The sequence below is a fragment of the Pseudomonas trutticola BRTCR10 genome (genome assembly GCF_056155105.1).
On the sequence record NZ_CM149552.1, the window covers coordinates 5,178,434 to 5,191,324 of the forward strand.

Sequence of the window (12,891 nt, forward strand, 5' to 3'; positions counted from 1 at the left end):
TGAGGGCAAGTGCCATGCTGCGACGCCAGGCTCTGACTTTAGGTAGTTTGCTGCTGGGAGCAGTGACACTGGGCGGCTGGACGCTGTTCAAGCGCAAGGATCAGAGCCCGCTGTTGCTCTCGGCTCGCGATGACACCGATGGCAAGCATTACGCCGTCGGTTATCGGCTCGACGGCACGCGGCTGTTCGCCACGCAAGTCGGCCAGCGTTGCCACGACATCATCAACCACCCGACGCTGCCGATTGCGTTGTTCGTCGCCCGCCGGCCGGGCACCGAGAGCTACCTGATCGACCTGCGTGACGGCACGTTGTTGCAGACCGTGACGTCGCAGCCGAACCGGCATTTCTACGGCCACGCGGTGATTCACAAGGATGGCGAGTACCTCTACGCCACCGAAAACGACACGACCGATCCGGGTCGTGGCTTGCTCGGGGTGTACAAATTTGAAGGCGAGCGGCTGGTGCACAGCGGCGAGATTTCCACCCATGGCCTCGGCCCGCACCAAGTGTCGTGGATGCCCGATGGCGAAACCCTGGTGGTGGCCAACGGCGGGATTCGGACCGAGGCGGAAAGCCGCGTCGACATGAACCTCAACGCCATGGAGCCAAGCCTGGTGCTGATGCAGCGCGACGGCACCTTGCTGAGCAAGGAAACCCTCGCCCAGCAGATGAACAGCGTGCGGCATCTGGGGATCGCCAGTGACGGCACCATCGTCGCCGGTCAGCAATTCATGGGCGCGTCTCACGAACGTTCGGAGTTGCTGGCGATCAAGCGTCCGGGGCAGCCATTCGTGGCGTTCCCGGTGCCGGACCATCAGTTACAGTCGATGGGGCATTACACCGCCAGCGTCGCGGTACACAGCGATTTGCGTCTGGTGGCGCTGACGGCGCCGCGTGGCAACCGCTTCTTCATCTGGGATCTGGACAGCGGCGAAGTACGCCTCGATGCACCGCTGGCCGATTGCGCGGGCGTTGGTGCGGTGAAGGACGGTTTTGTCGTGACCTCCGGTCAGGGCCGCTGCCGGTATTACGATTGCCGCCAGGATGAGCTGCTGGCCAAGCCGCTGGAACTGCCGGCGGGACTCTGGGACAACCATCTGCATTTGATCGCATAACCCACCTGTTCTGAGTACGACTCATAACCTGTGGCGAGGGGATTTATCCCCGATCGGCTGCGCAGCAGTCGCAAAACCATCGCACACGGTTCAGTTGACAGACCGCGGTTGCAGGTTTTGGGGCGTCTTCGCCACCCATCGGGGATAAATCACCTCACCACAGGTTTTGTGTTCAGACTTCTTCACTCCGTCCTCACTGTAATAACTGCCAGTTGGAATCCCCCCTGAACTCGGAGTAATGTGCCCGCCTGTCTCACCTGATTTATCCAAGGAACTGGAAATATGCTGCGTCGCCGCATGCTGATCATGTTGGGTGTTGTGTTGCTGATCGTCCTGGTTCTGGGCGGGTACAAAGCCTTTTCGATCTATACGATGATCCAGGGCTTCTCCAAGCCGAAACCGCCGATCAGCGTCGCCGTGGCCAATGCCACCGAGCGCCCGTGGCAGATGCGTTTGCCCACGGTCGGCACGCTCAAGGCGTTGCAAGGCGTCGAGCTGAGCCTGGAAGTCGCCGGCACCGTTACCGAGCTCAAGTTCGAATCAGGGCAGAAGGTCAAAGCCGGGCAACCGTTGCTGCAACTCGACAGCGCCGTTGAAACCGCCCTGCTGGAAACCGCCAAGGCTGACCTTGGTCTGGCGCAACTGGACTTCGGCCGGGGCAGCCAACTGGTCGACAGCCGCGCGATCTCCAAAGGCGAATACGACCGGCTCTCCGCTGTTCTGCAAAAGAACCGGGCCACGGTCAATCAGCTCAATGCCTCACTGGCGAAAAAACGCATCCTCGCCCCGTTCAGCGGCACCATCGGCATCCGTCAGGTCGACGTCGGCGACTACCTCGCCAGCGGTACCAAAATCGCCACATTGCAGGACCTGAGCAGCCTCTACGCCGACTTCTACCTGCCCGAGCAGTCGGTGCCGAAACTAGCGATCGGCCGACCGGTGAACGTCTCGGCCGGCGCTTACCCCGGCCAGAACTTCCCGGGCAAAATCAGCGCGATCAACCCTATCGTCGAAAGCACAACGCGCAATATCCTCGTCCGCGCCACCCTGGCCAACCCCGACGGCAAACTGCTGCCGGGCATGTTCGCCAGCCTCGAAGTTTTGCTGCCGGATCCGCAGACCCACGTCGTGGTGCCGGAAAGCGCGATCACCTACACCCTCTACGGCAATTCGCTGTACGTGGTCGGGCAGAAAAAAGCCGAGGATGGCAGCGTCGAAAAAGACGACAAAGGTCAACCGGTGCTGATCGCCGAGCGGCGCTTCATCGAAACCGGTGAACGCCGCGATGGCCTGGTGATGATCAACAAGGGCGTGCAGAGCGGCGAACAAGTGGTGACGGCCGGCCAGATCAAACTGGACAACGGCGCACACATTGCCATCAGCGACGACAAGACCCTCGGCGAGCAGAACAGTCCGCCCCGCGCCGACTGATCAAGGAATCCCCATGGCTTTTACTGATCCGTTCATCCGCCGCCCGGTGCTCGCCACCGTGGTCAGCCTGCTGATTGTGCTGCTGGGCTTTCAGGCCTGGAGCAAGTTGCCGCTGCGCCAGTATCCGCAAATGGAAAACGCCCTGATCACCGTGACCACGGCGTACCCCGGGGCCAACGCCGAGACCATTCAGGGCTACATCACCCAGCCGATGCAACAGAGCCTGGCCAGTGCCGAAGGCATCGACTACATGACCTCGGTCAGTCGGCAGAACTTCTCGGTGATCTCGATCTACGCACGCATCGGCTCCAACACCGACCGCTTGTTCACCGAGTTGCTGGCCAAGGCCAACGAGGTGAAGAACAAACTGCCGCAGGACGCCGAAGACCCGGTACTGAGCAAGGAATCCGCTGACGCCTCGGCGCTGATGTACATCAGTTTCTTCAGCAAGGACTTGAGCAACCCGCAGATCACCGACTACCTGTCACGGGTGATCCAGCCAAAACTGGCGACCCTGCCGGGCATGGCCGAGGCGGAGATTCTCGGCAATCAGGTGTTCGCCATGCGCCTCTGGCTCGACCCGGTGAAACTCGCCGGTTTCGGCCTCAGCGCCAGCGACGTGACCAACGCGGTGCGCCAGTACAACTTCCTCTCCGCCGCCGGCGAAGTGAAAGGCGAGTACGTGGTCACCAGCATCAACGCCAACACCGAACTGAAATCCGCCGAGGCTTTCGCCGCGATTCCGCTCAAGGTCAGTGGCGACAGTCGCGTGCTGCTCAGCGATGTGGCGCGGGTGGAAATGGGTGCGGAAAACTACGATTCGATCAGCTCGTTCGGCGGCACCCCCTCGGTGTACATCGGCATCAAGGCTACGCCGGGGGCCAACCCGCTTGATGTGATCAAGGAAGTGCGCAAGCTGATGCCGGAGCTGGAAGCTCAACTGCCACCGAACCTGAAAAGCGAGATCGCCTACGACGCCACACTGTTCATTCAGGCGTCCATCGACGAAGTGGTGAAAACCCTGTTCGAAGCGGTGCTGATCGTCATCGTCGTGGTGTTCCTGTTCCTCGGCGCGCTGCGTTCGGTGGTGATCCCGGTGGTGACCATTCCGCTGTCGATGATCGGCGTGATGTTCTTCATGCAGATGATGGGCTACTCGATCAACCTGCTGACCTTGCTGGCGATGGTGTTGGCAATCGGTCTGGTGGTGGACGATGCGATTGTCGTGGTGGAGAACATCCACCGCCATATCGAGGAAGGCAAGACGCCGTTCGACGCGGCACTCGAGGGCGCTCGGGAAATCGCCATGCCGGTGGTGTCGATGACTATCACCCTGGCAGCCGTTTACGCACCAATCGGCTTCCTCACCGGGCTGACCGGTGCGCTGTTCAAGGAATTCGCCCTGACCCTGGCCGGCGCGGTGGTGATTTCCGGGGTCGTCGCGCTGACACTGTCGCCGATGATGTGCGCCTTTTTGCTGCGTCACGAGGAAAACTCCAGCGGGCTGGCGCATCGCCTCGACCGCATCTTCGACGGCCTCAAACGGCGTTACCAAAGCATGCTGCACGGCACGCTGAACACCCGGCCGGTGGTGCTGGTGTTCGCCGTGATCGTGCTGTGTCTGATTCCGGTGTTCCTCAAGTTCACCAAATCGGAACTGGCGCCCGACGAAGACCAGGGCATCATTTTCATGATGGCCACCGCCCCGCAGCCAACCAACCTTGATTACCTGAGCACCTACACCGACGAGTTCATCAAGATCTTCAAGGAGTTTCCGGAGTACTACTCCTCGTTCCAGATCAACGGCTACAACGGTGTGCAGGCGGGGATCGGCGGCTTCCTGCTCAAGCCATGGAACGAGCGCAGCCGCACGCAGATGGAAATCCTTCCCGAGGTGCAAGGCAAACTGGGCGCCATCCCGGGCTTGCAGATTTTTGGATTCAACCTGCCTTCCCTGCCCGGTACCGGTGAAGGTTTGCCGTTCGAATTCGTGGTCAACACCGCCAACGATTACGAACTGCTGTTGCAAGTGGCCGACCGGATCAAGAAGCGCGCCATGGAGTCGGGCAAGTTCGCTTTCGTCGACCTCGATCTGGCGTTCGACAAACCGGAAGTGGTGGTCGACATCGACCGCGCCAAAGCCGCGCAGATGGGCGTGTCGATGCAGGACCTCGGTGGCACTCTCGCCACTCTGCTGGGCGAGGCGGAAATCAATCGTTTCACCATCGAAGGGCGCAGCTACAAGGTCATCGCCCAGGTTGAACGTCCCTACCGCGACAACCCGGGCTGGCTGAACAATTACTACGTCAAGAACACTCAGGGCGAGTTGCTGCCCCTGTCGACGCTGATAAAGGTCAGCGACCGCGCACGACCGCGCCAGCTCAACCAGTTCCAGCAACTCAATGCGGCGAAGATCTCCGGCTTCCCCTTGGTGAGCATGGGTGAAGCAATCGATACGGTATTGCAGATCGCCCGGGAAGAAGCGCCAGCCGGTTTTGCGTTCGATTACGGCGGCGCGTCACGGCAGTTCGTGCAGGAAGGCAGTGCCCTGTGGGTGACGTTTGCCTTGGCGCTGGCAATCATTTTTCTGGTGCTGGCGGCGCAGTTCGAGAGCTTCCGCGATCCGCTGGTGATTCTGGTGACGGTGCCACTGTCGATCTGTGGCGCATTGATTCCGTTGTTCCTCGGCTGGTCGAGCATGAACATTTACACCCAGGTCGGGCTGGTAACGCTGATCGGCTTGATCAGTAAGCACGGGATCCTGATCGTCGAATTCGCCAACCAGTTACGCAAGGACAAAGGCCTGAGCGCGCGTGAGGCGGTGGAAGAAGCCGCCGCGATTCGTCTGCGGCCGGTGCTGATGACCACGGCGGCAATGGTGTTCGGCATGGTACCGCTGATTCTGGCGACCGGCGCGGGAGCGGTAAGCCGGTTTGATATCGGTACGGTGATTGCGACGGGGATGTCGATCGGCACGTTGTTTACGCTGTTTGTGTTGCCTTGCATCTATACCCTGCTGGCGAAACCGGATCCCAAAGAACACGCGTAATTCCTGTAGGAGTGAGCCTGCTCGCGAAGCGGTGTGCCAGTCACCCTGGTATTGACTGACACACCGCTATCGCGAGCAGGCTCACTCCTACATAGAGATCTGCGTTGCCCAAGGATAAAAAAAGGCCTCGCATCTGCGAGGCCTTTTATGTGGGCTTCAATCGGTTCAACTTTGCGGCCTCATCCCTTGCGAAAGTCCGAACATGAACAGCAACAAATCATGGTCGGGTTTGGTCGCCACGGAGGCTTTCGCCACCCGTGGTACCGCGCAGTGAGCATCGTCTACAGACGCGCCAACAACCTGCATGCGGGGCTGCTCCCAGGCAGCCACCGCCAGTGAAGCAACTGCCAAGGCCCCTACCAGGAACAAACCTCGTGCAATTTCGAGTTTCATCGCTATAAACCTTTGATAGCGCTGCCAAACGCCGTCTCGTAAAAATAGACGAGTTTCTTCCAGTCCGCGTCGCGGAACGACGAATGGCGGCGCAGTTGTTTCATGTCATGGGAGGCGGCGCGATAAGCGGTCAGGCGCTGGCGGCATTTCTCCAGATCAATCAATGCCACTTCAACTTTTGCCGATTCGCCCTCGCCCGTCACCCGTACGAAAACGTGTTTGATGTAGATGCAGCTGTGTTGCCAGCGACCCTTGTGCATACGCGCGAGGTTTTCGGCGAGATCCTTGAGCACACGCTCATAGATCGCATCGCCGCACTGATCGCGGCCACCGGCAGCAGCCAGCCAGTGTTCCAGTTCCTGGAAACCGTCCAGGGACTTGGTCACCAACAATGCCCGCCACTTGTGCTGCGGATCGGGCTGAGCGCCGCAGAAAACGATTTGCGGGACCCGCACCCCGAGTTTGCTGACGCCGGTCAGCGCATCGAGTTCGCGCAGCACGGTCGGGCGGCCGAACGGATGCAGCCAGCTACGGTAAATATGTCCAGTCTGGCGTTTGGCATAGAGCAATTGGCCATCCCGGCCGACGATCCTTTGCACGCCACTTTCACCACCACGGCGAACATTCGGTTCTTCCACCCACTCACCGCGCTGACTCCAGTAGTAGTCGAAGCGATCCTGGGGAGCGACTTCCGTTTCTGCTGCAAATTGCACTGCCATCCTGTTACCTCTTGCGTAATACGTAAACCCGCCACATCGCATAGAGCGGAATAAAGTCCAGTTGTTCCTGAATGCGGAAACCCGCCTGTTCAAATTCTTTTTCAACCGTAGCAACCGGTAACACAAAGCGATTCTGGTAGTCGCGGTTGGGACGATCCTGCTCAGCTCGTTTGCGCTTCCAGGCCTTGAAATTGCCGTCGACCCACAAAGAAACGATCACGCTGTCGCGGGTGACGCGCTCGAATTCGCGCAAAATCGCCCGGCGGTGCTCGGCTTCACCAATGTGATGCAGCAGCCGCATGCAAAAAATGCTGTCGACGGCGTTATCCGGCAAAGCGATGTCGAACGCTGAGGTGTGCAAGGGTTGTACCCGTTTCACCACGTCGGCCGGTTGAGCTTGCAATGCCGTCTTGATCATCGACTCGGAGTTATCCGCACCGATGATCACCCGGTTGTGCTTTTCCGCCAGCAATGGCCAGAAGCGTCCGGCACCGCAGGGTAGATCCAGCACCAGACCAGGTTCACCGGCGAGTGTCAGAGCCTTGCGGGCCAACTGCTCGTCACGCCAGTGGGACAGGCGACGGCCAAGACTTTCTTTGTGTTTGCGCAGGTACTTCTGCGCATGTTGATCGTCGTACTTTTCTGAAAAATCGAGCTTGATCGGGCCGGCCATCACCAGGACTCCTGAGTTACTGATGACGCCACCTTAAGCAGCGGCGTGTCAGCGTCAGGTCATCCGGTTGTGAAAAAAATGTCAGGTAAACCGGCAAAGTATTACAGCGTTATACAGGATTTAGACAGGTTGGCGGGAGTAGCATAGAGCCACTATTTGCGCCCGATATTGCCAAGATCCACCTCGAAGCGGCAGCCATTGGGCTTCATCGTGCTCAAGCTGACCGTCCAGCCCTGGTTCTCGCAGATGCGCTGCACAAGAGACAAGCCGAGGCCCAGACCTTCTCCGCGCTTTTCACTGCCACGCACGAAAGGCTCGAACATGGCCTCGCGTTTCTCCTCGGGAATCCCCACGCCCGAATCCTCGACCACAAAGCCATTGCCCGTCAGCGTCAGACGAATGAACCCCTGCTCGGTGTAATGGCAGGCATTGCGCAGCAGATTGCCCATCACCGCCGTCAGCAACGTGGCGTTGTAACAGTCGGCGGGAGGGTTGCCGGGCTCGAACTGCAAGGTCAGGCCTTTGCTTTCGATCGGTTCGCGCCATACGCACAGCAGGCTGTCCGCCACTTGCGCAAGATTCTGTTGCGGCGATGCCCCGGAGTCCTCGCGTTGGGCGCGGGCCAACATCAGGAAGGTCTGCACCAGCTCACGCATTTCCTCACTGGCGCGAGCAATGCGCTCGACCTGCGAGCGACCGCGTTGATCGATCGCGGGATTCTCGAGCAGCAACTCGCAGGAGCTGGCCAACACCATCAGCGGAGTGCGCAACTCGTGGCTGACGTCGCTGGTAAACAAGCGCTCGCGAGTCAGGGCCTGACGCAATCGCCCCAGCGTGGCGTCAAACGCCACCGCCAGTTCGCCGACTTCGTCAGCCGCGTAGTCCGGTGCCAACGGTGGCGCCAGCCCCAGTAACTGATCGCGATGACGCACCTGCCGTGCCAGCCGCACCACCGGCGCCATCACTTTGCGCGCGAGCACCCAGCCGAGGAACACCGCCAACGCCAGACTGAGCACAAAGCCCACCAGCACCACGGCAAACAGCACACGCTCGCGCTCTTCGAAATCGCTTTGATCCTGCAGCAACACGTAGCGCCGACCGTCGACGATCTCGACCATCGCGTGATACGACAATTGTTCGCGGAAGACTTCGTGGAATCCGGAATCGAGGTGACGCAAATCTTTCGGCAGTTCGAAATCACCGGGCCCGCCGCTGAAATAGAACAACTGATCGGGCTCCGGACGATGACTCCAGTCGGAGACATTGTCCATCAGCAACAGGCGCTGCAAATCGCCACCCAGCCCTGCCGAAATCAGTTTTTCCTCGACCAGGTGCACCGTTGCGACGATGCCCATCGCGAACGCCCCGGCCACCAGTGCGCTCATCAATGCAAAGGCAATGATGATCCGCTGGGAAAGGCTTTGCTTAAACTCCATCACGACCCTCGGCCAGGCGATAACCGACGCCGTGCACGGTGTGCAGCAATGGTTTGGCGAACGGTTTGTCGATCACTTGGCGCAATTGGTGAACGTGGCTGCGCAGGCTGTCGCTGTCCGGGCAGTCATCGCCCCACAGCGCTTCTTCGAGAATTTCCCGGCGCAGCACGTGTGGGCTCTTCTGCATCAACACGGCCAGCAACTTCAGGCCGACCGGGTTTAGTTTCAACAGCTTGCCTTCGCGGGTCACTTCCAGGGTATCGAGGTCGTAGCTCAGATCGCCGACCTGCAAGGCACGTCGACCACCGCCCTGAGCCCGACGCATCACCGCTTCAATGCGCGCGGCCAGCTCGGACAAGGCAAATGGCTTGATCAGATAATCGTCAGCCCCGGACTTGAAGCCCTGCAGGCGATCGTCGAGCTGATCGCGGGCGGTGAGCATGATCACCGGGGTGTCGCGGCGGGCATCTTCGCGCAGGCGTTTGCACAGCGTGTAGCCATCAATACCAGGCAACATGATGTCGAGCACGATCAGGTCGTAATGCTCGGTGGCCGCCAGATGCAGGCCCGACAGACCGTCCTGGGCGCAATCGACGGTGTAGCCCTTGAGCCCCAGGTAATCGGCCAGATTGGCCAGGATATCGCGGTTGTCTTCGACCAATAGAATTCGCATGGGCACCTCTTCCGTACACAGTAACGGCCGTCATGGCCCGCGCAGCTTACGGCCAAGTGTGGCTCAGGGCTAGGCGTGTGTAGGGTTGTTTATCGATAAAGATGTTCATTGCGCCAACCAACGTTTTTTTCACTTTCGGTTAACAAATCGGCGACGCCATCGCGCGCAGACTCCGCGCATTTACGCTCTTCGAACACACTTACCGACCAAGGAATTACCCATGGCGTCGACCTCTGCCCGTCCCGTTTCAAGGCCGCTGAACTTCTGGTTGTGCCTGGGCATTCCCGCCGTCGCGGCGGTCATTCTGGTACTGCTTGAACTGACCGATCTGGACATGGATCTGGCCAGGCTGTTTTACGACCCAGTCGCGGGCGACTTCATCGGTCGCCACAGTTTCTTCCTGGAGGACATCCTGCATGACCGCGCCAAGCAGGTGGTGATTGCGTTCTCGGTGTTTGCCATCCTCGGTTTCATCGGTGCGTTCTTCATCGACCGGCTCAAACCGTTCAAGCGCGAACTCGGCTGCCTGGTGCTGTCGCTGGGGCTGGCGACTTCGTTCGTTACACCGGTCAAAGCCGTGACGGCAGTGCAATGCCCATGGAGCCTTGAGCAGTTCGGCGGCCATGAGACCTACAGCAAACTGCTCGATCATCGTCCGCCTACCGACAAACCCGGCCGTTGCTGGCCTGGAGGTCATGCCGCGACCGGCTTCACGTTGTTTGCGCTGTTTTTCGTGCTGCGTGATCGCCGTCCGCGTCTGGCGCGGCAGGCGTTTGTTTTTGCGTTTGCCTTGGGTTCGGTGTTTTCGATCAGCCGGATGATGCAGGGTGCGCACTTCTTTTCGCACAACGTGTGGACGGCGATTTTCTGCTGGCTGATTTGTCTGGGGTCGTATTACTGGGTGTTGTATCGCCCGGCGGTGAAGGCTGAGGCGGTGGTAAAAGCACAACCAGTCAGCGTCTGAGCTGACGCTATCGCTGGCAAGCCAGCTCCCACAGGATTCACTGCTGCCCACAACATCTGTGATCACTGGCAATCCCTGTGAAAGCCAGGCTTGCCAGCGATGGCCGTACCTCGGACTCCCACAGGATTCACTGCTGCCCTTTACATTAATGATCACTGCCAATCCCTGTGGGAGCCTGGCTTGCCAGCGATGGCCGCACTTCGGTCTCCCACAGGATTCACTGCTGCCCACAACATCTGTGATCACTGGCAATCCCTGTGGGAGCCTGGCTTGCCAGCGATGGCCGCACCTCGGTCTTGAGCAGCATCAATTCGAAGGCAATAAAAAACCCCGCTGGCTTTCGCCAGCGGGGTTTTGCGTTACGGGGGTAAGGCTGGCTTACATCATGCCGCCCATGCCACCCATGCCGCCCATGTCTGGCATGCCGCCACCAGCGCCACCGTCTTTCTTCGGTGCGTCGGCAATCGCAGCTTCGGTGGTCAGGATCAGACCGCCGATCGACGAAGCAGCTTGCAGAGCCGAACGGGTCACCTTGGTTGGGTCCAGGATGCCCATTTCGATCATGTCGCCGTACTCGCCAGTCGCAGCGTTGTAACCGAAGTTACCTTTGCCGTTCTTGACTTCGTTGACCACAACGCTTGGCTCGTCGCCGGAGTTGGAAGCGATCTGACGCATCGGTGCTTCAACAGCACGACGCAGAACAGCGATACCCACGTCCTGATCGGCGTTGTCGCCTTTCAGGTCCAGGATAGCTTCCAGAGCACGGATCAGCGCTACGCCGCCGCCAGGTACCACACCTTCTTCAACGGCTGCACGGGTTGCGTGCAGGGCGTCTTCAACGCGGGCTTTCTTCTCTTTCATTTCGACTTCGGAACCAGCGCCAACCTTGATCACTGCAACACCGCCGGACAGTTTGGCCAGACGCTCTTGCAGTTTTTCACGATCGTAGTCGGACGAAGTTTCGGCAACCTGAGCACGGATCTGAGCGATACGCGCCTGGATGTCGGTTTCTACGCCAGCACCGTCAACGATGATGGTGTTTTCCTTGGAGATGGTCACACGCTTGGCGCTGCCCAGGTTTTCCAGGGTGGCGCTTTCCAGGCTCAGGCCGATCTCTTCGGAGATAACGGTACCGCCGGTCAGAACAGCGATGTCCTGCAGCATGGCCTTGCGACGGTCGCCGAAGCCTGGAGCCTTGACGGCTGCGACTTTAACGATGCCACGCATGTTGTTCACGACCAGAGTCGCCAGGGCTTCGCCTTCAACGTCTTCCGATACGATCAGCAGTGGACGGCCGGCTTTGGCAACGGCTTCCAGTACTGGCAGCATTTCGCGGATGTTCGAGATCTTTTTGTCGACCAGCAGGATCAACGGGCTGTCCAGCTCGGCAACCATGGTTTCCGGCTTGTTGACGAAGTACGGGGACAGGTAGCCACGGTCGAACTGCATGCCTTCTACAACCGACAGTTCGTTTTCCAGGCCAGTGCCTTCTTCAACGGTGATCACGCCTTCTTTACCGACTTTTTCCATGGCTTCGGCAATGATGTCACCGATGGAGTTGTCGGAGTTGGCGGAGATGGTGCCAACCTGAGCGATTGCCTTGGTGTCAGCGCATGGCTTGGACAGGTTTTTCAGCTCTTTGACAATGGCGATGGTCGCCTTGTCGATGCCGCGCTTCAGGTCCATCGGGTTCATGCCGGCAGCGACGGCTTTCAGGCCTTCGTTGACGATCGACTGAGCCAGAACGGTAGCAGTGGTAGTACCGTCACCGGCGTCATCGTTGGCACGGGAGGCAACGTCTTTGACCAGCTGCGCGCCCATGTTTTCGAAGCGATCTTCGAGTTCGATTTCTTTGGCGACGGAAACGCCGTCCTTGGTGATGGTCGGAGCGCCGAAGCTCTTCTCGATGATCACGTTACGGCCTTTCGGGCCCAGGGTCGCTTTTACTGCGTCAGCCAGGACGTTGACACCGGTGAGCATTTTCTTGCGGGCGGAATCGCCGAATTTAACTTCTTTAGCAGCCATGATCGATATTCCTTAAATACTTTGTAGTAGCGGGAAAATGAGCGGGAAATCAGCCTTCCAGTACGGCGAGAATCTCGTTCTCAGCCATTACCAGCAGGTCTTCGCCGTCGACTTTCACAGTGTTGCTGCCGGAGTAAGGACCGAACACAACCTTGTCGCCGACTTTAACGGCCAGCGCACGCACTTCACCGTTTTCCAGAGTCTTGCCTGGGCCTGCAGCGACAATCACACCGTGGTTGGCTTTTTCAGCAGCCGAACCTGGCAGGACGATACCGCCAGCGGTTTTCTTTTCTTCTTCGCTGCGACGGATAACGACGCGGTCATGCAGAGGACGAAGCTTCATTGTCGATCTCTCCTAATTGTGGTTTTCATCGGCCGGTGTAGTCCCGGCGGGTTTAACAAATCCGGCCTGC

At 59.3% G+C, this 12,891-nt stretch carries 11 protein-coding genes; 4 read left to right on the plus strand and 7 right to left on the minus strand.

Going from position 1 to position 12,891, the window contains the following annotated elements; genetic code table 11:
* The first annotated feature begins 14 nt into the window (after positions 1-14).
* The 3 genes from ACVVH8_RS23500 to ACVVH8_RS23510 all read left to right on the plus strand — a co-directional run bounded on the left by ACVVH8_RS23500 (position 15) and on the right by ACVVH8_RS23510 (position 5,595).
* Positions 15-1,115, plus strand: a complete 1,101-nt coding sequence (locus ACVVH8_RS23500) for a DUF1513 domain-containing protein (RefSeq protein ID WP_103305506.1) — start codon at positions 15-17, stop codon at positions 1,113-1,115.
* A gap of 282 nt (positions 1,116-1,397) precedes the next feature.
* A complete protein-coding gene (locus ACVVH8_RS23505; protein ID WP_475226624.1) occupies positions 1,398-2,546 on the plus strand; it encodes an efflux RND transporter periplasmic adaptor subunit in 1,149 nt (382 codons plus the stop codon).
* A gap of 13 nt (positions 2,547-2,559) precedes the next feature.
* Positions 2,560-5,595, plus strand: coding sequence for a multidrug efflux RND transporter permease subunit (locus ACVVH8_RS23510; protein WP_475226627.1), 3,036 nt, complete (start codon positions 2,560-2,562; stop codon positions 5,593-5,595).
* Between the two features lie 165 nt (positions 5,596-5,760).
* Here the strand turns inward: ACVVH8_RS23510 and ACVVH8_RS23515 are convergent, their stop codons facing one another.
* The 5 genes from ACVVH8_RS23515 to colR form a co-directional block, all read right to left on the minus strand.
* The gene (locus ACVVH8_RS23515; protein WP_034153490.1) at positions 5,761-5,988 is read right to left on the minus strand and encodes a hypothetical protein; all 228 of its coding nucleotides are present in this window, start codon (positions 5,986-5,988) and stop codon (positions 5,761-5,763) included.
* A 2-nt stretch (positions 5,989-5,990) separates the two neighbouring features.
* Positions 5,991-6,707, minus strand: coding sequence for a lipopolysaccharide kinase InaA family protein (locus ACVVH8_RS23520; protein ID WP_103305503.1), 717 nt, complete (start codon positions 6,705-6,707; stop codon positions 5,991-5,993).
* A gap of 4 nt (positions 6,708-6,711) precedes the next feature.
* Positions 6,712-7,380 (minus strand): class I SAM-dependent methyltransferase, encoded by a 669-nt coding sequence (locus ACVVH8_RS23525; RefSeq protein ID WP_103305502.1) that lies wholly within the window; start codon positions 7,378-7,380, stop codon positions 6,712-6,714.
* 152 nt (positions 7,381-7,532) lie between these two features.
* Positions 7,533-8,816 carry a sensor histidine kinase gene (locus ACVVH8_RS23530; RefSeq protein WP_103305501.1) on the minus strand — a complete coding sequence of 428 codons (1,284 nt, stop codon included), beginning with the start codon at positions 8,814-8,816 and terminating at the stop codon, positions 7,533-7,535.
* Positions 8,806-9,489 (minus strand): two-component system response regulator ColR, encoded by a 684-nt coding sequence (gene colR, locus ACVVH8_RS23535; RefSeq protein WP_103305500.1) that lies wholly within the window; start codon positions 9,487-9,489, stop codon positions 8,806-8,808. Before colR ends, ACVVH8_RS23530 begins: the two co-directional genes overlap by 11 nt.
* Before the next feature lie 220 nt (positions 9,490-9,709).
* Between colR and ACVVH8_RS23540 the strand changes: the two genes are divergently transcribed.
* The gene (locus ACVVH8_RS23540) at positions 9,710-10,453 is read left to right on the plus strand and encodes a phosphatase PAP2 family protein (RefSeq protein WP_103305499.1); all 744 of its coding nucleotides are present in this window, start codon (positions 9,710-9,712) and stop codon (positions 10,451-10,453) included.
* A gap of 378 nt (positions 10,454-10,831) precedes the next feature.
* On the opposite strand, the gene groL is transcribed toward ACVVH8_RS23540, so the two are convergent.
* Positions 10,832-12,478 (minus strand): chaperonin GroEL, encoded by a 1,647-nt coding sequence (gene groL / locus ACVVH8_RS23545; RefSeq protein ID WP_103305498.1) that lies wholly within the window; start codon positions 12,476-12,478, stop codon positions 10,832-10,834.
* 49 nt (positions 12,479-12,527) lie between these two features.
* On the minus strand, positions 12,528-12,821 hold the full coding sequence (locus ACVVH8_RS23550; protein WP_003227685.1) for a co-chaperone GroES: 294 nt from the start codon (positions 12,819-12,821) through the stop codon (positions 12,528-12,530).
* Positions 12,822-12,891 lie beyond the last annotated feature (70 nt).

Bases quoted from the DNA above. Each gene is read 5' to 3' on its own strand.
- ACVVH8_RS23525 (WP_103305502.1), bottom strand. From the start codon at position 7,380: ATGGCCGGCCCGATCAAGCTCGATTTTTCAGAAAAGTACGACGATCAA.
- groL (WP_103305498.1), bottom strand. From the start codon at position 12,478: ATGGCTGCTAAAGAAGTTAAATTCGGCGATTCCGCCCGCAAGAAAATG.
- colR (WP_103305500.1), bottom strand. From the start codon at position 9,489: ATGCGAATTCTATTGGTCGAAGACAACCGCGATATCCTGGCCAATCTG.
- ACVVH8_RS23505 (WP_475226624.1), top strand. From the start codon at position 1,398: ATGCTGCGTCGCCGCATGCTGATCATGTTGGGTGTTGTGTTGCTGATC.
- ACVVH8_RS23530 (WP_103305501.1), bottom strand. From the start codon at position 8,816: ATGGAGTTTAAGCAAAGCCTTTCCCAGCGGATCATCATTGCCTTTGCA.
- ACVVH8_RS23515 (WP_034153490.1), bottom strand. From the start codon at position 5,988: ATGAAACTCGAAATTGCACGAGGTTTGTTCCTGGTAGGGGCCTTGGCA.
- ACVVH8_RS23550 (WP_003227685.1), bottom strand. From the start codon at position 12,821: ATGAAGCTTCGTCCTCTGCATGACCGCGTCGTTATCCGTCGCAGCGAA.
- ACVVH8_RS23500 (WP_103305506.1), top strand. From the start codon at position 15: ATGCTGCGACGCCAGGCTCTGACTTTAGGTAGTTTGCTGCTGGGAGCA.
- ACVVH8_RS23540 (WP_103305499.1), top strand. From the start codon at position 9,710: ATGGCGTCGACCTCTGCCCGTCCCGTTTCAAGGCCGCTGAACTTCTGG.
- ACVVH8_RS23520 (WP_103305503.1), bottom strand. From the start codon at position 6,707: ATGGCAGTGCAATTTGCAGCAGAAACGGAAGTCGCTCCCCAGGATCGC.
- ACVVH8_RS23510 (WP_475226627.1), top strand. From the start codon at position 2,560: ATGGCTTTTACTGATCCGTTCATCCGCCGCCCGGTGCTCGCCACCGTG.